An 18,505-nucleotide genomic window follows, 5' to 3' on the forward strand; every position below is an offset into this window, starting at 1 on the left:
ATGCCGGACGGCCCGGGAACACGCGCGCCCCGCCACCGCTTGGTTCGGTCGTGGACCCCCTGCTCGCGCGCGCGCTGCTGCTCGCCGCCGTCATGGCCGCGGTCGTCGTGGCCGGCCTGGTCGTGCGTGCCCGGGAGCGGCGCGTCCGGCGCCGCGACCTCGCGCCCACGACCGCGGCCGTCTCCCTGCCCGACCTCGCCGCCGGGACGCTCGACCGGCCGGCGGGGACCGTCGCGACCGTCGTGGTCGTCGGCACCCGGGCCTGCTCGGACTGCGCCCGTACCCTCGCCGCGCTCCGGGCCGCCCTCGGCGCACGTCCGGGCGTGACGGTCGCGCACGTGCTCGCCGAGCGCGTGCCGGACCTCGTCGAGCGGCTCGACGTCCGCACCGCCCCGACCGTCCTCCTTGCCGACGCGGCCGGCGTCGTCGTGGTCTCGCACCCCGGCGCGGTCGACGCCGACCGGGTCGCCGCGGCGCTCGACGTGCTCGCGGCCGGCCGCCGCCCCTCGCTGGACGCGGCGCCGCCGGCGACCCGGAGCGCGGCGTGACGGGCACGGCGATCGCGCCCGGCACGGCGGCCGGCCCGCGCCCGCCGGGAGCGGTCGACCCCCGCGGCCCGCGCGTCGCCGCGGCCGGCACCTCGCTCGTCCTCGCCGCGACCGTGCTCACCGGGTCGGTGTGGCTGCTCGCGCTCCAGGCGGTCGTCTTCGCGCTCACGGTCGTGCTCGGTCCGGGCCGCGGCCCGTGGGGCGCCCTGTTCCGGGTCGCCGTGCGACCGCGGCTCGGCCCGCCCGCGTTCTGGGAGGACGCCGCCGCGCCGCGCTTCGCCCAGCTCGTGGGGCTCGGAGTCGTCGGCGCGGGCCTCGCGCTGTGGGCGCTGGGCGTGCCGGGAGCGGTCGTCGGCTCCGCCGCGGCGGCGCTCGTCGCCGCGGGCCTCAACGCCGGCTTCGGCATCTGCCTCGGCTGCGCGCTGTACCGGGCCGGCCTGCGCCGGCGGCGCCTCAGTAGACGAGCGAGCGGGCGCCCGGCGCCATGACCTCCTGCACGAGCACGGCGGCGCCGGCGATGCGCGCCCCCGGCACGAGGTCGGCCTCGGTGAGCGAGCGGCGCGCCGCGCACTGCGAGCAGACCGTCACCGTCCCCTCGGTCGCGACGAGCGCGAGGAGCTCGAGCGGGTCGGCCGCGTGCTCGAGCACGAACCCCTCGGCGCCGCGCACCGCGAGCCGGGTCGCCTCGCCGGTCAGCCAGAGCGACACCGCCACCCCGGCGGCGACCGCGGTCGAGGCGACCGTCAGGGCCTGGCTGCAGCGCTCGGGCGCCTCCGCCCCGCACGTGACCTTGACCACGAGGGAGGCCGGCGCGGGGTCCGGGGAGAGCTCGTCCACGCCGCCGAGGCTACGATGGCCGCATGCTCGAGGCCGTCTTCACGGGGCTCCTGGTCCTCTCGTCGCTCGCGATCGGCTGGGTCGGCCTCGTCGTCCTCTACAAGCTCTTCGCGGGTCAGCGCTGAGGCGCGGCCGCACCCGGACCGGCACCCCGTGAGCCCCGCCCGACCCATCGAGATCCCCGCCGACCTCGCGCGCCCGCTCGTGGCCGTCGGCTGGCTCGTCGGCACGTGGCAGGGCGCCGGCGAGGTCACGTACCCGACCATGGACCGCGCGGTGCCCTTCGGGCAGGAGGTCCGGGTCACGCACGACGGCCGGCCGTTCCTGCGGTGGGACTCCCGCACGTGGCAGCTCGACGAGGCCGGCGCGCTCGGCCAGCCGCTCGCGACGGAGACCGGCTTCTGGCGCGTGCCCGGCGGCGAGGCCGGCGTCGACGGCACCGACGTCGAGCTCCTGCTCGTGCACCCCATGGGCTACCTCGAGCAGTACCTCGGCCGCGCCCACGCCGGGAAGATCGAGCTGAGCACCGAGCTGGTCGCCCGCTCCACGGACGCCGCGGAGTACTCCGCCGCGCAGCGGCTGTACGGCTACGTGCAGGGCGACCTGCTGTGGGCCATGGACATGGTCGCCGTCGGGCAGCCGATGGGCTCGCACGCCTCGGCCCGCCTCAAGAAGGTCGCGTGAGCACCGCCGCCGGGATGCCGTCGAGCTCCGCCGGAGCGGTCCTCGTCGCCGACGGACCGGACGCGGGTGTGCCCGCGCACTACGGCGACCCGGTCCGCGAGCAGCGGCTGCTCGAGGAGGGCCTCGCCCACGTCGACCTGTCGACCCGCGGCGTCGTCACGGTGACCGGCCCCGACCGGCTCACGTGGCTGCACTCCCTGACGACGCAGGACCTGCGCACGCTGCCGCCGCGCACCTCGACCGAGGCGCTGCTGCTGAGCCCCAAGGGCCACGTCGAGCACGAGCTCCACGTGGTCGACGACGGCAGCACCACGTGGCTCGTCGTGGAGCCCGGGACGGCACCGGACCTCGTCGCCTTCCTCGACAGCATGCGCTTCATGCTTCGGGTGGAGGTCGCCGACGTCACCGCGGACTGGGCGGTCGTCGGCGAGCCCGTCGCGCGGGAGTCCGGCGAGGGCGAGCCGCTCGCCTGGGTCGACCCGTGGCCGCGGACGGGCGCGGTGAGCGCGGGCTACGGCAGCGACGACGCGAGCCACCCGGGACGCGAGCGCGCCTGGCGCGAGGTCCTCGTCCCCCGCGACCGGCTCGAGGCGGTGCTCGCCGAGCGCCCGCGCGCGGGGGTGTGGGCGGCCGAGGCGCTGCGCGTGGCGGCCGGGCGGCCGCGCCACCTGCGCGAGACCGACCACCGCACCATCCCCCACGAGCTCGACTGGCTCCGCACCGCCGTGCACCTGCAGAAGGGCTGCTACCGCGGGCAGGAGACCGTCGCCCGGGTCCACAACCTCGGCCGACCGCCCCGGCGCGTCGTGCTCCTGCACCTCGACGGGTCCGGTCACACGCTGCCCGCCGAGGGCGCGGAGCTGCACGCCGTCGACGGCGGGCGCGCCGTCGGGCGGCTCACGACCGTCGTGCGGCACCACGAGCTCGGGCCGATCGCGCTCGGCGTGGTCAAACGGAGCACGCCGGTCGACGCGGTGCTCGTCGCCGACGGGGTCGCCGCCTCGCAGGACGTGCTCGTCCGGCCGTAGCCGAGCACTAGGGTCTGCGGCCGTGAGCCGCTTCCTGCGCCCGCCCGCCGGCACCATGATCACCGTCGCACCGACCGGGGCGGAGTCGCGCCGGGCGGACGTGCCGAACCTCCCGACGACACCGGAGGAGATCGCGGCCGAGGCCGCCGCGTGCGAGCGGGCCGGCGCGGCCATGGTGCACGTCCACGTGCGCGACGCCGAGCACGCGCCGACCCTCGACCTGCCGCGGGTGCGCGAGACCCTGGCCGCGGTGCGGGAGGCGTGCGGCCTCGTCGTGCAGCTGTCGACCGGCGGCAGCGTCCACGACCCGCTCGACGCCCGTCTCGCGGTCCTGGACGCGGAGCCGGACTCGTGCTCGCTCACGCTCGGCACCGTCAACTTCGGCGACGACGTGTTCATGAACCCGTGGGGCTTCGTCGTCGACCTGTTCCGCGCGGCGCGCGAGCGCGGCATCGTGCCGGAGTTCGAGGTCTTCGACCTCGGCCAGCTCGCGACGCTGCGCCGGCTCCTGGACCGCGAGGGCCTGCCCGCCGGGGGGAAGGTGCACGTCGACCTCGTCATGGGCGTGCCCGGCGGCATGCCCGGCACGGCCGACACGCTCGTCGCGTGCGTCGCGGCGCTGCCGCCGGAGGTGACGTCGTGGTCGGCCACGGGCATCGGCCGCTCGCACCTCACCGTCCTCGCCGCCGCGCTGGCGGCGGGCGGGCACCTGCGCGTCGGCATGGAGGACGTGCTCGTGTGGTCCCGCGGGCCGGAGGGGGCCGTGCCGGTCGGGTCCAACGCCGACCTCGTCGCGCGCGCCGCCGGGGTGGCGACGCAGCTGCAGCGCCCGCCGCTGCCCGTGGCCGCCGCGCGCGAGCTGCTCGGGCTCGACGCCGCCCGCGCGTCGGTCGCCTGAGCCCGGCCCGCAGCCGGGCGCGAGCGCCTAGGCTGCGGGACATGTCGTCGTCCGGTACGCCGTCGCCCGTGGAGCCGCAGCCCGGTGGGCGGCGCCGTCTCGACCACGTCCTCGCCGAGGACTTCCTCGACGGGCTCGGCGAGATGCCCGTCGAGGACCTGCGCGCCCGGCGCGCGGAGGCCGAGCAGGAGGAGACCGACCTCAGCTACGCGCGGCGGCTGCTGCACGGCCGGCTCGACCTGCTGCGCGCCGAGCAGCGGGCGCGCCAGGAGGGCGCGAGCCTCGCCGAGCGCTCGACCGAGGAGCTCGTCGCGAGGCTGGCCCGCACCCTCGCCGACCCGCCCGGGCAGAGCCACGGCCTCGGCCGGCACGGGCTGGCCGAGCCGAGCCGCGTCGGGGAGCACCGGCGCGCCGCCGAGGCGGCGGTCGCCGACCCGTCGATCAGCGACCCCGGCTCCCTCGACGACGCGGGGCTCGCGGCGGCGGTCGAGCGGCTCCAGGCCCTCGCGGACGCCGTCGGCCGCCAGCGGACCGCGGTCCAGCACGCCGCCGACGCCCTCAAGGACGAGATCGGGCGCCGCTACCGCGACGGGCTCATGACCGTGGAGGACGCTCTTCCCACGTCCCGCGACTGAGTCCGCGCCGCGCCCGCGCGCGCGCCATCCGGCCGGATTCCGGACGTCCCGACCACCCGCGGCCCTCATCGCGCGCGTCTCCCCCGGAATCCGGACGTCCCGACCACCCGCGGCCCTCCTCACGCGCGTCTCCCCCGGAATCCGGACGTCCCGACCACACGCCGCCCTCCTCACGCACGTCTCCCCCGGAATCCGGACGTCCCGACCACCCGGGGCCCTCATCGCGCGCGTCTCCCCCCGGAATCCGGACGTCCCGACCGCGGGCGACCCTCCTCACGCGTCCCTCCCCCGGAATCCGGACGTCCCGACCACCCACGGCCCCCCTCACGTGCGTCTCCCCCCGGAATCCGGACGTCCCGACCACACGCGGCCCTCATCGCGCGCGTCACCCCCGGAATCCGGACGTCCCGACCACACGCGGCCCTCATCACGCGCCACCTCGCCCGGAATCCGGACGCCCCGACCACACGCGCCCGCGGCCACGACCGCACGAGCGCCAGGTGTCGGCGGTCACACCTCTGCCGCTTGCAATTGCTAGCACTCTGCTAGCAGGCTGGACCACGTGAGCAGGAAGCAGCCGCGCGCGGACGGGACGGTCGGTCCCGGGTCCCGTCGGGTTGCGGTCACGGGGTCCGTCCAGGGCGTCGTGAGCGATGCCGTCACGGAGGCCGTCACGGCCGTCGGTGGCGCGGTCGGTGGGGCGCGGACACGCGTCGGCGACCTCGGCGGCTTCCTGCGCGAGCAGCGGCAGCAGGCGCGCATGTCCCTGCGGCAGCTGGCCGACGCCGCCGGCGTCAGCAACCCCTACCTCAGCCAGGTCGAGCGCGGTCTGCGCCGGCCGAGTGCGGAGGTGCTCCAGCAGATCGCCAAGGGGCTCGAGATCTCGGCCGAGGCGCTGTACGTGCGCGCCGGCCTGCTCGAGCAGGCCGAGGCCTCCGAGGTGCCGGCCGCCGTCGCGGCGGACCCGCACCTGAGCGAGCGGCAGAAGCGCGTGCTGCTCGACGTCTACGCCAGCTTCGTCACGGCCGGCCCGGCCGAGGCGCCACCCGCCGAGCGGGCCGGAACCACCGGCACCACCCCCGACATCCCACGGAGGAACGCATGAGCACCACCACCACCGACCAGACCCGCAAGGCCGTCGTCGACGCCGCCACCACCGGCGCGTACCTCGCCATCGGCGCGACGGACCTCGTCGTCGCGCGGCTGCGCGAGGCGGCCGGCGCCGCCGACAAGGCCCGCGAGCAGGTCCACGCCGTCGACACCCGCGAGCTGCCCGCCAAGGTCTCGCAGTCGCTCCAGCAGCTGCCGACCCGGGCCGTGAGCGCGGCCCTCGACCTCGCCGGCCGCGCCGAGAAGCAGGTCGACACCCTCGCCGCGCGCGGCAAGGACGTGGCCGTCCGCATCCGCCGCCAGCGCGCGTCGGAGGAGCTCGTCCGCCGCAGCAAGGTCGCGGTCAGCCGCACCAAGGCGGCCGTCACCACCGTGCGGGGCGCGGCCACCAGCACCGCCGCCGCCGGTGTCGCCACGGTCGCGGCCGAGGTCGCCGACACCGCGTCGGAGGCCGCGGGCGCCGCGACGACCACGACGGGCCGCGCTCGGCGCACCGCGCGCACCGGCACCTCGGGCACGGGCAGCCGCACCACCGCCAGCAAGACCACCGCCACGAAGACCACCGCGAGGAAGACCACCGCCAAGTCGACGACCCCGCGGACCACCGCCGCCGGGAAGTCGACGGCCCGGACCGACGGCACCCCGGCCGCGAAGCGCACGACGACGCGCACGGGCACCGCGCGCACCGGCTCCCGGGCCGCCGCGGCCGAGGCGCGAGAGGCGGCCGCCGAGCGGAGCTCGCAGGCGCGTTCGGCGGTCAAGGCCGCGGCGACCAGCGCGAGCAAGGCCGCCGAAGCCGCGGGCGACGCCGTCACCGCGGGCTCGGAGAAGCTCGGCGACTGACCCGGCGACCGGCCCGGCGACCGGCCCGGCGACCGGCCCGGCGACCGGCCCGGCGACCGGCCCGGCGACCGGCCGGGCGAACGACGGCGACCGACGGCGACCGACCGGACGACCGTCGGCCGCAACCGGACCCTCAGGCCCCGCGCACCGCCCGGTGCGCGGGGCCTTCCCGTGCCGTCGGGACCGGCTCGCCTACCCTGACCGTCGTGGACTTCCTCGGCACCGCGCAGGGCCTCGTGCTGTACGCGCTCACGCTCGCGGCCTTCGCGATCTGCGTGTGGGCCCTCGTCGACGCGCTGCGCCGGCCCGCGGCGGCCTTCGAGTACGCCGGCAAGCGGACCAAGCGGTTCTGGTCGATCCTGCTCGCCGTCGCGGTCGCGCTCGCCTTCGTGTCGATCGGCGGCGGCTTCTTCTTCGTCGTCATCGCCGTGGTCGCCGCGGGGGTGTACCTCGCCGACGTCCGGCCGGCCGTGCGCACGTACGGCGGCGGCGGGGCGGGCGGTCGCGGGCCCTACGGCGGCTGGTGACCCGGCCGCCGTGCGCGCCGTCGTCCAGCGGGTGACCCGCGCGGCCGTCGACGTCGTCCACCCCGACGGCCGCGTCGAGCGGACCGGTGAGCTCGACGGGCCGGGACTGCTCGTGCTGGTCGGCGTCGGACACGACGACGGTCCCGAGCAGGTCCGCTGGCTCGCCGACAAGCTGAGCGGGCTGCGCGTGCTGCGCGAGGAGCGCTCGGTCCTCGACCCGCCGGGCGCGGGGGTGCTCCTCGTCAGCCAGTTCACGCTCCTGGGGGACGTCCGTCGCGGTCGCCGCCCGACGTGGGCGGCGGCGGCCCCGCCGCCGGTCGCCGCCCCGCTCGTCGACGCCCTCGCCGACGCGCTGCGCTCGCGCGGCGTCGAGGTCGCCACCGGGCGGTTCGGGGCCGACATGCGCGTCGACCTCGTCAACGACGGCCCCGTCACCCTCGTCGTCGACACCCCCTGAGCCGGGCGGTCGGCCCGCGTCCCCCAAAGAGAGGACACGGTGACGACGGTGTGACTCTCCCGTTCCCGCAACGTCCGACATATGCTTGTGACACCAGCCGGCAGGCAGGGGCAAGGGGAAGCAAGGGCGGTACCCGGACCGGGGGGTCACGGGTACCGCCCTTCTCCGTGCCGGGCCTGCCGTGTCCGTGCGCGACGGACCACCCCGGTGGCAGGCTGAGGCGCAGACCGAACGTCCCGAGGCCCCCCAGGAGCAGCACGTATGTCCCCGCTCGACGAGGACCGGACCGTCGTGGTGGCGGCCGTGGACGACCACGTGCCCGTGCGACGGGGTCTCGCGGCGATGCTCGACGACGCGCCCGGGATCACCGTCGCCGCGACCGCCGACAGCGTCACCGCCCTGCTCGCCGCGACCGACGGCCTCACGGGGGTCGACGTCGTGCTGCTCGACCTCCACCTCGACGACGGGTCGCGTCCCGCTGCCAACGTCGCGGTGCTCGTGGCGGCCGGCGCCGACGTCCTCGTCTACTCCAGCCTCACCGACCCGGGACTGCTGCGGGAGGCGCTGGTCGCGGGTGCGCTCGGGGTCGTCCACAAGGGCCAGGACGCCGACGTCCTCGTCGCCGCCGTGCGCGACGCGGCCGCCGGTCAGCCGCTGCTCACCACCGAGTGGGCCGCCACTCTCGACGCGGCACGCGGGTCCGGGCGTCCCGCGCTGTCCGAGCGCGAGACCGAGGCGCTGTCGCTGTACGCGAGCGGCCTGCCGATGAAGTCCGCGGCCCGGCGCATGGACATCAGCCTCGGGTCGTTCCGCGAGTACCTCCTGCGCGTGCGACGCAAGTACGCCGACGTCGACCGACCCGCCACGACGAAGCTCGACCTCTACCACCGGGCGGTCGAGGACGGCTACGTCGCCACCCCCCGCCACGGGGGCGGCGGCGCGGGCGCCGCGGGCTGACAGGACGACCGTGGCCTCCTCCGCGCAGGCGCCCGCTGCCACCGTCGCCGCGCCCGACCCCTCCGGCACCGCCGAGGTGCCCGGAGCCGACCCGACGGCCGCGACGGCACCCGGCACCGCCGCCGTCTCGAGCATGCTGGCCCGGCTCGCCGGCGTCCTGGTCGTCCTCACCGTGCCGGCCTGGGGCCACGGCGCACTGGACCAGCGCGACTTCCTCGCCGGCTGGTGGCAGGTGCTCGCCGTCCTCGGCATCTGCGTCCCGGCCGCGTGGCTCGTCGTGCTGTCGCTGCGCCGGGCCGGCGACATCCGGGCCGCCGCCGCCTGGCTGTCCGTGGGGACGCTGGCCTGCCTCGTGCTGTGGGAGGAGGGCGTGACGGACGAGGCCCGGGCCGCGCAGGGCCTGCCCTGGCTGTGGCTCGTGCTGCCGCTCACGACCCTCGTGCTCGCCTCACTCGGCTCCGTGCCCCTCAGCACGGGGTACGGGCTCGTCGTCGGCACCGCGTACGCCGTCGTGCGCGTCCAGCCGGTCGGCGGCGGCGGGACCGTCGTCACCGCGGTGCTGGAGCTCGTCCTCATCGTCGGGCTGTCCGCCGGGCCGGCCGTCCTCGTCGTCGGCGCCCGCCGCGCCGCGGCCCGGCTCGACGCGGTCGCCGCGCGGGCCGCGGAGGAGAGCACGGCCGCGGCGCGGGCGGCCGCCGCGCTCGCCACCCGGCGCGAGCTCGACGCCGCGGTGCACGACACCGTCCTCGCGGCGCTGCACACGGCCGTGCACGACCCGGGCGCCCCGGAGCTGCCGTCGCTGGCCGAGCGCGCCCTCACCACGCTGAGCTCGGTCCCGGACCCGGCCGGTGACGAGCCGGTGAGCGGCGAGGCCGTGGGCCGACGGCTGCAGGAGAGCCTCGCCGCGGTGGCCCCCGAGGCCGACCTCGACGTGCGCGGCGGCCCGGCCGTCCCCGCGGTGGTCGCCCGCGCCCTCACCGAGGCGGCGCTGGAGGCGGCCCGAAACGCGCGACGGCACGGCGGGGGCGCGGGCGGCGCGCCGGACATCACCGTCGAGGTGCGGCCGAGCGGCGACGGACGCGGCCTCGTCGTCGTCGTGCACGACGACGGCGTCGGGTTCGACCCGGCGCTCGTCGCCCCCCACCGGATGGGGCTGGCCGTGTCGGTGCGCGCCCGCATGGCCCGGGTGGGAGGCGAGGCGGAGCTGGTGACGGCGACCGGCTCGGGCACGACCGTCCGGCTGTCGTGGCGGCCCGGCGGGGAGGCGTCCCCGTGATCGACCGGCTGCCCGCACGGGTGGTCGTCGTCGCGGCGGCCGCCATCGTCGTCAGCCTGGGTGCGCTCGGGGCGCTCAGCATCGGCGACGTCCGGAGCCCCGCGCTGTACGCGCTCGCGCTCGCGCTCGGCCTCGCCAGCTCCGTGTCCGTGGTCCTGCGGTGGCCACCGGAGCGGGCGCGTGCGATCGCGACCGGCGTGGCGGTCGCGGTCGTCGCCATCGGCCTGCTCGTCGTGGCGGTCCTGCCGGACGACCGGCCCGGCTACGCGCTGTGGTACCCGGCCTTCGTCTGGCTGCCGCTGAGCGGCCTGGCGCTGCGCGGCCACCCCCGCCTCGCCCTCGCCGCGGCCGTGGCGAGCGCCGCCACGACGGTCGGCTGGGCGTGGCAGGAGCCCGGTGTCGCCCCGGTGCAGGACGGCCTGTACCGGGTCGTCTCGCCGACGGCGGTCGTCGTGGTCGCCGTCGGGATCCACCTGCTCGTGCAGCAGAACGCCCGCGCGGTCGAGCGGGCCCGGGCCGCCCGGGCCGCCGCGGCCCGCGCGCGCGCCGCCTCGCTCGCGGCCGCCGAGGAGCGACGGCAGCACCTGCAGCAGGTCGAGCAGATCGCCGTGCCCGTCCTGCGCCGCCTCGCCGAGGGCGACCCGGTCGACGCGCGCCTGGCCACGGAGTGCCGGCTGCTCGAGGCCGCCGTCCGCGACGGCATCCGCGGGCGGCACGTCGTCGACCCGTCGGTGCGCGACAGCGTGTGGGCCGCCCGCAGCCGGGGGGTCGAGGTCGTGCTGCTCGACGACTCCGGCACCGAGCCCGGTGACGACCCGCCCCCCATCGCGCAGGCGGTCCGCCGCTGCCTCGTCGAGCTCGTGGAGAAGGTCGAGGCCGGCGTCCTCACGGTGCGCCTGTCCTCGCCGGAGGACGGCACGCTCGTCGTCGTCGCGCCTGACGCGGCGGACCTCGCGGACCGCTGCCGACGCACGCTGCAGGAGCGCGGGACCGGTGACGCCGTCGTCGACGTCGAGCCCGTGGAGCGCGGGTCGTCGGAGATGGTGGTGACGGTGTCGACCGCCCTCGCACCGGCCCCGGCCGGGACCCGGCAGGCGGTCTGACGCGCGTCCGTCAGCGCGGGGCCACCGCCGACCACGCCACCTCGAGCGTGCCGCCGCGCCAGCCCGCCGGGTCGCGCACGAGCGGCCAGCCCGCGTCGAGCAGCCCGGCCGCCGTGGCGGCCAGCCGCTGCCGGGCGCCGTGCGAGGCCAGCGGGGCGGCGCGCGCCCACGCGTCGTCGAGCGCGGCGAGGAAGGCGTGCACGCCCTCCCCGGGCACGTTGCGGTGGATGAGGGCCTTGGGCAGCCGCGCGGCGACCGCGCCGGGACGGTCGAGCCCCGCGAGCCGCCACGCGAGGACGAGGCTGCGCGGGCCGCCCGCGTCGAGGGCGGCCCACGCCGCCAGGCGCCCCTGCTCGTCGCACGTGCCCTCCACGAGCAGCCCCCCGGGCGCGAGCCGGGCGACCAGGCCGGCCCACACCGCCGGGACCTCGTGCTCGTCGTACTGGCGCAGCACGTTGAGCGCGCGGACCACCACGGGACGGCGTCCCCCTACCGGGCCGAGCTCGAAGCCGCCGACGGCGAAGCGCAGGCCCGCCCGCTCGCGCCCGCGGGCGGCGGCGACCCGGTCGGGGTCGATCTCCAGCCCCACCACGTCGACGTCGGCGCGCACCCGTCGCAGGCGGTCGGCGAGCTCCACGACCGTCACCGGGTGCCGGCCGTAGCCCAGGTCGACGACGAGGGGGTCGCCGGCGGCGCGCAGCCGCGTCGCGTGACGCCGCACGAGCCAGCGGTCGACCCGCCTCAACCGGTTGGGCGCCGTCGTGCCGCGCGTCACGCGGCCGTGGGGGCGCGGGGCCGGGCTCACGGCGGCGGGCTCACGACGGGCTCACGACGGGCTCACGACGGACTCACAGTGGGCTCACGGCGGTGAGGGTAGGCCCCGCGCGGGCTCACCCCGGGGCGCCTCCCGCTGCGCGCGGGCGTAGGTTCGGCCCGTGGAGGAGCCCGCCCGCGTCCGCCGTGTGCTCATGGTGTCGGTGCACACCTCGCCGCTGGAGCAGCCCGGCACGGGCGACGCCGGCGGCCTCAACGTCTACGTCGTCGAGCTGAGCCGGCGCCTGGCCGACCGCGGGGTGGCGGTCGAGATCGCCACCCGCCGCACGAGCTCGGGCCAGCCGGACGTGGTCCCGCTGGGCGAGGACGCGCCCGGCGTGCTCGTCCGCCACGTCGACGCCGGGCCGTACGACGGGCTGGCGAAGGAGGACCTGCCCGGCCAGCTGTGCGCGTTCTCCGCGGGCCTCATGCGGGTGGCGGCGAGCGTCCCCGACGGCCACCACGACGTCGTGCACTCCCACTACTGGCTGTCCGGGCAGGTGGGGTGGCTGTTCGCCGAGCGCTGGGGCGTGCCGCTCGTGCACACCATGCACACGATGGCGAAGGTGAAGAACGCGAGCCTCGCCTCCGGTGACGCCCCGGAGCCGCGCGGCCGCGTCATCGGCGAGCAGCAGGTCGTCGACGCGGCGGACCGGCTCGTGGCGAACACCGAGGAGGAGGCGGCCGACCTCGTCCGCCACTACGGGGCGGACCCGGCCCGGGTCGCCGCTGTGTCGCCCGGGGTGGACCTCGACCTCTTCACCCCCGGACCGCGCGGCCGGGCGCGGGCGCGCCTCGGCCTGCCGCCGGACGCCGACGTCCTGCTCTTCGTCGGCCGCCTCCAGCCCCTCAAGGCGCCCGACGTGCTCGTCGCTGCGGCCGCCCACCTCCGCCGGCGCCGCGAGGCGGCCGGTCACCCGCGCGCCGACCGACCGCTCGTCGTGGCCGTGCTCGGCGGACCGAGCGGCAGCGGCCTCGCCCGGCCGACCGCACTGGTGGAGCAGGCCCGCGAGCTCGGGGTCGCCGACCTGCTCCACACCTCCCCGCCCGTGCCGCGGCCCCGGCTCGCGGACTGGTACCGCGCCGCCGACCTCGTGACGGTCCCGTCGTACAGCGAGTCGTTCGGCCTCGTCGCGCTCGAGGCGCAGGCGTGCGGGACGCCCGTCGTCGCGGCGGCGGTCGGCGGGCTGCGCCGGGCGGTGCGGGACGGCGTCACGGGCGTCCTCGTCGACGGCCACGACCCCGCCCGCTGGGCCGACGAGCTCGACCGGCTGCTCAACGACGAGGCGGGCCGGGCCCGACTGGGTGCGGCGGCCGCCCGCCACGCGACGCAGCACGGCTGGGACGTCACCGCCGAGCGCGTGCTCGCCGAGTACGGGCGGGCCGTCACCGACTTCCGGCGACGCCCGACGGTGCCGACCCGGCCCGACGAGCTCGTCGTGCCGGGTCTGCTCGAGGCCTCCGGGTGAGCCGGTGACGGAGGGCGGCGGCGCGTCCGCCACCGCCCGGGAGCGCGCCACGGCCCTCGTGCTGGCCTGGCTGGACGAGGCGGGGGTCGAGCACGAGCCGGGCGCACGGACGGGGGAGGTGGTGGTCCGCCTGCCGGGCGAGCACCGCCTCACGACGACCGCGTCGCTGCTGGTCGGTGACCGCTCGCTCAGCCTGTCCGCCTTCGTCGTGCGGCGGCCGGAGGAGGCGACCGAGCAGGTCATGCGGTGGCTGCTGCGGCGCAACGCGCGCCTGCGCGGCGTCGCCTTCGCCCTGGACGGCGAGGGCGACGTGTACCTCGTCGCGCGCCTGCCGCTCGCGGCCGTGGTCCCCGACGTCCTCGACGAGCTGCTCGGCACGGTGCTGGCCACCGCCGACGGCGCCTTCGACGAGCTGCTGCGGCTCGGCTTCGCCGGCTCGATCCGCCGGGAGGCGCGCTGGCGCGCCGAGCGCGGTCTGGACGCGCGCAACCTCGCGGCCTTCTCCTCGCTGCTGCGCGACGACGCCGAGGGCCGGGACCGGCACGACGCCGACTGAGCCGGCTGCCAGGATGGCCGCCATGAGCGACACCTTCACCCTCGTCCTGCTCCGCCACGGCGAGAGCGAGTGGAACGCGAAGAACCTCTTCACCGGCTGGGTCGACGTCCCGCTGTCGGAGAAGGGCCGCGAGGAGGCCACGCGCGGCGGGCGGCTGCTCGCCGAGGCCGGCGTCCTGCCCGACGTCTGCCACACCTCGGTGCTGCGCCGGGCCATCATGACCGCCAACCTCGCCCTCGACGCGTGCGACCGGCACTGGGTGCCCGTCACGCGGTCGTGGCGCCTCAACGAGCGGCACTACGGCGCGCTGCAGGGCAAGGACAAGAAGCAGACGCTGCAGGAGTTCGGCGAGGAGCAGTTCATGCTGTGGCGCCGCTCCTACGACACGCCCCCGCCGCCGATCGACCCCGACGACGAGTACGCCCAGACCGGCGACCCCCGTTACCGCGACATCGACGGCGCCATGCCCACCAGCGAGTGCCTGAAGGACGTCGTCGAGCGGATGCTGCCGTACTGGCGCGAGGCCGTCGTGCCGGACCTGCGGGCCGGCAAGGTGACGCTGCTCGCGGCGCACGGCAACTCGCTGCGCGCGCTCGTCAAGCACCTCGACGGCATCGACGACGAGACGATCGCGGGGCTCAACATCCCCACGGGCATCCCGCTGCTCTACGAGCTGCGCGCCGAGGGCGACGAGCTCGTGCCGGTCGAGAAGGGCGGGCGCTACCTCGACCCCGAGGCGGCCGCGGAGGCCGTCGCGGCCGTGGCGAACCAGGGCCGCTGAGCGGCTAGACGGGCGGGAGGCCCGGGCCGCCCACGCGGTCCGGGTCCTCGCCCGTGATCTGGTACACCACCTGGTTGGCGACGTTGACCGCGTGGTCGGCGAAGCGCTCGTAGAAGCGCCCGATGAGGGTCACGTCGATCGCGACGGAGACGGCCTCGTCCCAGCGCGAGGACAGCATGACCGTGAAGAGCTCGCGGTGCAGCCGGTCCATCTCGTCGTCGATCCGGTCGACCTCGCGCGCGAGGCGGCTGTCGCTGCGGGCGAGCACGTCGCCGGTCTTGAAGGCGATGCGCTCGGCGACGTCGCCCATCGACTCGATGTGCCGTCGCACGGTGTCCGGCACGACCGGGTCCGGGTACTTCAGCCGCGTCACCTGCGCGAGGTGACGGGCGAGGTCGCCCATGCGCTCGAGGTCCGCGGTCACGCGCAGGCCCGACACGAGCGTGCGCAGGTCACCGGCGAGGGCACCGTGGCGCGTCATCATGCCGATGATCTGGTCGTCGAGCGTCCACTGCCACGCGTCGATGCGGTCGTCCTCGGCGATGACCGCCTCCGCGAGCTCGAGGTCGCCGTTGAGCAGGGCGAAGGAGGCGCGCGAGATCGACTGCGCGACGAGCCCGGTCATCTCGACCATGCCCGAGGTCAGCGACGCGAGATCCTCGTCGAACCTGCTCACGCCCACTCATCCTGCCGTGCGCGGCGGCGGTTGTCCCGTCGCGGGGCGACGACACGCGCGCCCGGCGCCCGGCCCTAGGCTCGGCGGACGTGGCAGCGGTCGACGTCGTGGTGCTCGTGGCCGTCGTGGCGGTGGCGGCGGTCGTGCTCCTCGTCGGCGCATTCACCGTCGGTCACCGCGCCGGGCGGGCCGGCCCCCGCGACGCGTCCCCGGGCCTCACCGACGTGCTCGCGCGCGCCGTCGCGCTCACCGACCGCCCGCTGCTCGTGGTCGCACGCGGCGCCCGGGTCGTGCTCGCCTCCCGCGAGGCGGTCGGCCTCGGCCTGGTCCGTGCGGAGTTCCTCGTCCACGACGAGCTGCGTGCGCTCGCCGCCGACGTCCTCACCGGCCGCAGGCCGTCGGGGCACGGCACCGAGCAGCTGAGCCTGCCGCGCGGCCCGCTCGGCCCGGGGACGGTCGAGGTGCGCGTCGTCGCGCACCGGGTCGGGCCCGAGCACGTGCTGCTCGACGTGGAGAACCGCACGGAGGCGATGCGCGTGGAGGACGTGCGCCGTGACTTCGTCGTCAACGTGAGCCACGAGCTCAAGACCCCGGTCGGGGCCATCAGCCTGCTCGCGGAGACCCTCGAGGACGCGGCCGACGACCCCGCCGCGGTCCGCCGCTTCTCCGCCCGCATGCGGCAGGAGAGCCTCCGGCTGGAGCGGCTCGTCGCCGACGTCGTCGAGCTGTCCCGCGTGCAGGTCGTCGACCGGCCCGGCGCGCGGGACGTCGTCGCCCTCGACGACGTGGTCGACGACGCGCTCGACCAGGTCCGCCCGATCGCGCAGGAGGCCGGCACCGGCATCACCCGGTCCCGGCCCGCGGGGGTCCGGACGGTCGGCGACCGCGACCTGCTCACGACCGCCGTCCGCAACCTCCTCACCAACGCCATCGCCTACAGCCCGCACGGCTCGCCGGTGTCGGTGGCCGTCACCCGACGCCACGGGCTCGCCGTCGTGCAGGTCACCGACCGCGGCATCGGCATCCCGCTGGAGGAGCAGGAGCGCGTGTTCGAGCGCTTCTACCGCGTCGACCCCGCCCGGTCCCGCCGCACCGGCGGCACGGGTCTCGGGCTCGCGATCGTCAAGCACGTGCTGGAGGACCACGGCGGCGACGTGGGGCTGTGGAGCCGCCCCGGCCAGGGCTCGACCTTCACGCTGCGCCTGCCGGACGCCGACGCCCCCAGCGCACCGGCCGAGACCCCGCCCTCCCCGCCCCCGGGGACCGGGCAGGATACGACCGACCCACCAGCCCCCGGAGGACCCGCGTGACCCGCATCCTGGTCGTCGAGGACGAGCCGTCGTTCTCGGAGCCGCTCAGCTACCAGCTCGAGCGCGAGGGCTACGAGGTCGGCGTCGCCGCGAGCGGGGACGACGCGCTCGACGTCTTCGAGCGCGACGGGGCCGACGTCGTCCTGCTCGACCTCATGCTGCCCGGCCTGCCCGGCACCGAGGTGTGCCGCCGGCTTCGCTCGCGCAGCAGGGTGCCGATCATCATGCTGACGGCGAAGGACGGCGAGGTCGACAAGGTCGTCGGGCTGGAGCTCGGGGCCGACGACTACGTGACGAAGCCGTACTCCGCCCGTGAGCTCGTCGCCCGGATCCGGGCCGTGCTGCGGCGCCACGAGGAGACCGAGCCCGACGGCGCCGGCGCGCTCGTGACGGCCGGCCCCGTGCGCATGGACGTGGACCGGCACGTCGTGCACGTGGCCGGGGAGCAGGTGCAGCTGCCCCTGAAGGAGTTCGAGCTGCTCGAGCTCCTCGTGCGCAACGCCGACCGGGTGCTCACCCGCGGGCAGATCATCGACCGGGTGTGGGGCGCGGACTACGTCGGCGACACCAAGACGCTCGACGTCCACGTCAAGCGGCTGCGCACCAAGGTGGAGCCGGACCCGTCGCGGCCGCGGCACATCGTCACCGTGCGCGGCCTCGGCTACAAGTTCGAGACCTGAGCCCGCCCGTCAGGGCGTGATCTCGGCGTAGGCGCCCTCGGGCAGCTGCACCGGCACGACGATCGTGACCGCACCGACGGTCTCGCTCGTGAAGGTGACGGGCGTCGCCGCCCCGGCCGCCTCCTCGACGGTCTCGATCTCCACCTGCTCGCCGTCCTCCGTGCCGAGGAAGACGGTCTCCCCCGCCCCGACCTCCACGACGGCGTCGGAGCCGCCGGCCTCGACGAGGACCACGGTGTCCTCCTCCGACCGGCTCACCAGCGCGCCGCTGACGACCCCCGGCTCACCGGAGCCCTCCGACACGACGAGCACGTTGCGGACGAGCACGTCGCCGAGCTCCGCCTGCAGGCCGTCGGCGGGGGCGTACGGCTCGAGCACGACGTCGCGCGACCAGAACGAGCAGCCGCCGAGCAGCGTCGCGGACACCGCGAGCGCCCCCGTCCACGCGAGACCCCGGAGGACCGGGCGGCTCGACGCGGCGGCGGTGCGGGGGACGCCATGGCGGCTCTGCGGGGTCACGGCGCCGATGCTAGCGAGCGGGGGCCCCACGGCGTCGCCCGACCTGCCGCGACGCCGCCCGCTCGCCTGCGCGGGACCTGGGCGCGACCTGGCCCTGACCTGGGGAGCAGCCGTCGCGGGGGCGCTCCCGGGCGTGACGGAACAGGCGCGCGTAGCGGTCCGGGTCCCTTCCTGTCAAGAGGGTCTGACAGGGGCCGTAGGTCGCTGACCAGCGCAAACGTTGGTCCGCGATCTTCACCGGGCCCCCGGCCGGTGGTACTCTCTACGTCGGAAAGGGGCATAACACATGGCGTTTGCAGTGGGCGAGACCGTCGTCTATCCACACCACGGAGCGGCCCTCATCGAGGCCGTCGAGACCCGGACCATCAAGGGGGTGGAGAAGGCGTACCTCGTCCTCAAGGTCGCTCAGGGCGACCTGACGGTGCGCGTCCCCGCCGAGAACGTCGACCTGGTCGGCGTCCGTGACGCCGTCGGCAAGGACGGCCTCGACAAGGTGTTCTCCGTCCTGCGCTCGCCGCAGGCCGAGGAGCCGACCAACTGGTCGCGCCGCTTCAAGGCGAACCAGGAGAAGATCGCCTCGGGCGACGTCATCCGGGTCGCGGAGGTCATCCGCGACCTGCACCGACGCGACGGCGACAAGGGCCTGTCGGCCGGCGAGAAGCGCATGCTCGCCAAGGCCCGGCAGATCCTCGTCTCCGAGCTCGCCCTGTGCGAGAAGACCGACGAGGTCGCCGCCGAGACCATGCTCGACGAGGTCCTCTCCTCCTGAGCACCGCGCCCGCGCCCGGGCGCCCTGTC

23 protein-coding genes are annotated in these 18,505 nt (G+C 76.7%); 19 read left to right on the plus strand and 4 right to left on the minus strand.

Features of this window, described 5'->3' with window-relative positions; translation table 11 throughout:
* Positions 1-50: 50 nt before the first annotated feature.
* Both WAA21_RS09085 and WAA21_RS09090 read left to right on the plus strand, forming a co-directional pair.
* Positions 51-548 (plus strand): hypothetical protein, encoded by a 498-nt coding sequence (locus WAA21_RS09085; RefSeq protein WP_336922465.1) that lies wholly within the window; start codon positions 51-53, stop codon positions 546-548.
* Positions 545-1,036, plus strand: a complete 492-nt coding sequence (locus WAA21_RS09090; protein ID WP_336922466.1) for a DUF4395 domain-containing protein — start codon at positions 545-547, stop codon at positions 1,034-1,036. Before WAA21_RS09085 ends, WAA21_RS09090 begins: the two co-directional genes overlap by 4 nt.
* Here WAA21_RS09090 and WAA21_RS09095 read toward each other — a convergent pair.
* The gene (locus WAA21_RS09095; protein ID WP_336922467.1) at positions 1,002-1,385 is read right to left on the minus strand and encodes a DsrE family protein; all 384 of its coding nucleotides are present in this window, start codon (positions 1,383-1,385) and stop codon (positions 1,002-1,004) included. The genes WAA21_RS09090 and WAA21_RS09095 overlap by 35 nt on opposite strands.
* A gap of 153 nt (positions 1,386-1,538) precedes the next feature.
* On the opposite strand from WAA21_RS09095, the gene WAA21_RS09100 reads away from it, so the two are divergent.
* The 11 genes from WAA21_RS09100 (at position 1,539) to WAA21_RS09150 (ending at position 10,903) form a co-directional block, all read left to right on the plus strand.
* Positions 1,539-2,069 (plus strand): FABP family protein, encoded by a 531-nt coding sequence (locus tag WAA21_RS09100; RefSeq protein ID WP_336922468.1) that lies wholly within the window; start codon positions 1,539-1,541, stop codon positions 2,067-2,069.
* Between the two features lie 14 nt (positions 2,070-2,083).
* A complete protein-coding gene (gene ygfZ, locus WAA21_RS09105) occupies positions 2,084-3,097 on the plus strand; it encodes a CAF17-like 4Fe-4S cluster assembly/insertion protein YgfZ (protein ID WP_336922526.1) in 1,014 nt (337 codons plus the stop codon).
* Between the two features lie 22 nt (positions 3,098-3,119).
* The gene (locus WAA21_RS09110) at positions 3,120-3,995 is read left to right on the plus strand and encodes a 3-keto-5-aminohexanoate cleavage protein (RefSeq protein WP_336922469.1); all 876 of its coding nucleotides are present in this window, start codon (positions 3,120-3,122) and stop codon (positions 3,993-3,995) included.
* A 41-nt stretch (positions 3,996-4,036) separates the two neighbouring features.
* On the plus strand, positions 4,037-4,630 hold the full coding sequence (locus tag WAA21_RS09115; RefSeq protein ID WP_336922470.1) for an RsiG family protein: 594 nt from the start codon (positions 4,037-4,039) through the stop codon (positions 4,628-4,630).
* A gap of 646 nt (positions 4,631-5,276) precedes the next feature.
* Positions 5,277-5,735: a helix-turn-helix domain-containing protein gene (locus WAA21_RS09120; protein ID WP_336922471.1), complete on the plus strand. Its 459-nt coding sequence runs from the start codon at positions 5,277-5,279 to the stop codon at positions 5,733-5,735.
* A complete protein-coding gene (locus WAA21_RS09125; RefSeq protein WP_336922472.1) occupies positions 5,732-6,583 on the plus strand; it encodes a hypothetical protein in 852 nt (283 codons plus the stop codon). Before WAA21_RS09120 ends, WAA21_RS09125 begins: the two co-directional genes overlap by 4 nt.
* A 206-nt stretch (positions 6,584-6,789) precedes the next feature.
* Complete coding sequence (locus WAA21_RS09130) at positions 6,790-7,110, plus strand: DUF2516 family protein (RefSeq protein WP_336922473.1); 321 nt, start codon at positions 6,790-6,792, stop codon at positions 7,108-7,110.
* A gap of 10 nt (positions 7,111-7,120) precedes the next feature.
* Entirely contained in the window at positions 7,121-7,567 is a 447-nt protein-coding gene (gene dtd / locus WAA21_RS09135; RefSeq protein WP_336922474.1) for a D-aminoacyl-tRNA deacylase, read from the plus strand.
* Between the two features lie 261 nt (positions 7,568-7,828).
* The gene (locus tag WAA21_RS09140) at positions 7,829-8,524 is read left to right on the plus strand and encodes a response regulator transcription factor (protein ID WP_336922475.1); all 696 of its coding nucleotides are present in this window, start codon (positions 7,829-7,831) and stop codon (positions 8,522-8,524) included.
* Positions 8,525-8,534: 10 nt separating this feature from the next.
* Positions 8,535-9,800, plus strand: a complete 1,266-nt coding sequence (locus WAA21_RS09145) for an ATP-binding protein (RefSeq protein WP_336922476.1) — start codon at positions 8,535-8,537, stop codon at positions 9,798-9,800.
* Positions 9,797-10,903 (plus strand): hypothetical protein, encoded by a 1,107-nt coding sequence (locus WAA21_RS09150; protein WP_336922477.1) that lies wholly within the window; start codon positions 9,797-9,799, stop codon positions 10,901-10,903. Before WAA21_RS09145 ends, WAA21_RS09150 begins: the two co-directional genes overlap by 4 nt.
* A gap of 10 nt (positions 10,904-10,913) precedes the next feature.
* Here WAA21_RS09150 and WAA21_RS09155 read toward each other — a convergent pair whose 3' ends face one another.
* Positions 10,914-11,708: a class I SAM-dependent methyltransferase gene (locus WAA21_RS09155; protein WP_336922478.1), complete on the minus strand. Its 795-nt coding sequence runs from the start codon at positions 11,706-11,708 to the stop codon at positions 10,914-10,916.
* A gap of 163 nt (positions 11,709-11,871) precedes the next feature.
* Between WAA21_RS09155 and mshA the strand changes: the two genes are divergently transcribed.
* The 3 genes from mshA to WAA21_RS09170 are packed head-to-tail and all read left to right on the plus strand — an operon-like array spanning position 11,872 to position 14,522.
* Positions 11,872-13,185, plus strand: coding sequence for a D-inositol-3-phosphate glycosyltransferase (gene mshA / locus WAA21_RS09160; protein ID WP_336922527.1), 1,314 nt, complete (start codon positions 11,872-11,874; stop codon positions 13,183-13,185).
* A gap of 4 nt (positions 13,186-13,189) precedes the next feature.
* The gene (locus WAA21_RS09165) at positions 13,190-13,741 is read left to right on the plus strand and encodes a YbjN domain-containing protein (protein ID WP_336922479.1); all 552 of its coding nucleotides are present in this window, start codon (positions 13,190-13,192) and stop codon (positions 13,739-13,741) included.
* 22 nt (positions 13,742-13,763) lie between these two features.
* Entirely contained in the window at positions 13,764-14,522 is a 759-nt protein-coding gene (locus tag WAA21_RS09170; protein WP_336922480.1) for a phosphoglyceromutase, read from the plus strand.
* Between the two features lie 4 nt (positions 14,523-14,526).
* Here the strand turns inward: WAA21_RS09170 and phoU are convergent, their stop codons facing one another.
* Positions 14,527-15,198, minus strand: a complete 672-nt coding sequence (gene phoU / locus WAA21_RS09175) for a phosphate signaling complex protein PhoU (RefSeq protein ID WP_336922481.1) — start codon at positions 15,196-15,198, stop codon at positions 14,527-14,529.
* A gap of 89 nt (positions 15,199-15,287) precedes the next feature.
* Here phoU and WAA21_RS09180 point away from each other — a divergent pair, with 89 nt between their 5' ends.
* The gene (locus tag WAA21_RS09180) at positions 15,288-16,508 is read left to right on the plus strand and encodes a sensor histidine kinase (protein WP_336922482.1); all 1,221 of its coding nucleotides are present in this window, start codon (positions 15,288-15,290) and stop codon (positions 16,506-16,508) included.
* Positions 16,505-17,188, plus strand: coding sequence for a response regulator transcription factor (locus WAA21_RS09185; RefSeq protein ID WP_336922483.1), 684 nt, complete (start codon positions 16,505-16,507; stop codon positions 17,186-17,188). Before WAA21_RS09180 ends, WAA21_RS09185 begins: the two co-directional genes overlap by 4 nt.
* A 9-nt stretch (positions 17,189-17,197) precedes the next feature.
* Here the strand turns inward: WAA21_RS09185 and WAA21_RS09190 are convergent, their stop codons facing one another.
* Positions 17,198-17,707 carry a hypothetical protein gene (locus tag WAA21_RS09190; protein WP_336922484.1) on the minus strand — a complete coding sequence of 170 codons (510 nt, stop codon included), beginning with the start codon at positions 17,705-17,707 and terminating at the stop codon, positions 17,198-17,200.
* 286 nt (positions 17,708-17,993) lie between these two features.
* Between WAA21_RS09190 and WAA21_RS09195 the strand changes: the two genes are divergently transcribed.
* Positions 17,994-18,476 carry a CarD family transcriptional regulator gene (locus WAA21_RS09195; RefSeq protein WP_336922485.1) on the plus strand — a complete coding sequence of 161 codons (483 nt, stop codon included), beginning with the start codon at positions 17,994-17,996 and terminating at the stop codon, positions 18,474-18,476.
* The last annotated feature ends 29 nt before the right edge of the window (positions 18,477-18,505 follow it).

This window comes from Aquipuribacter sp. SD81, assembly GCF_037153975.1.
GTDB lineage: Bacteria > Actinomycetota > Actinomycetes > Actinomycetales > JBBAYJ01 > Aquipuribacter.

Excerpts from the sequence above, each read along its gene's own strand:
- WAA21_RS09140 (WP_336922475.1), top strand. The coding sequence starts at position 7,829 with ATGTCCCCGCTCGACGAGGACCGGACCGTCGTGGTGGCGGCCGTGGAC.
- WAA21_RS09170 (WP_336922480.1), top strand. The coding sequence starts at position 13,764 with ATGAGCGACACCTTCACCCTCGTCCTGCTCCGCCACGGCGAGAGCGAG.
- WAA21_RS09195 (WP_336922485.1), top strand. The coding sequence starts at position 17,994 with ATGGCGTTTGCAGTGGGCGAGACCGTCGTCTATCCACACCACGGAGCG.
- mshA (WP_336922527.1), top strand. The coding sequence starts at position 11,872 with ATGGTGTCGGTGCACACCTCGCCGCTGGAGCAGCCCGGCACGGGCGAC.
- WAA21_RS09115 (WP_336922470.1), top strand. The coding sequence starts at position 4,037 with ATGTCGTCGTCCGGTACGCCGTCGCCCGTGGAGCCGCAGCCCGGTGGG.
- WAA21_RS09125 (WP_336922472.1), top strand. The coding sequence starts at position 5,732 with ATGAGCACCACCACCACCGACCAGACCCGCAAGGCCGTCGTCGACGCC.
- ygfZ (WP_336922526.1), top strand. The coding sequence starts at position 2,084 with ATGCCGTCGAGCTCCGCCGGAGCGGTCCTCGTCGCCGACGGACCGGAC.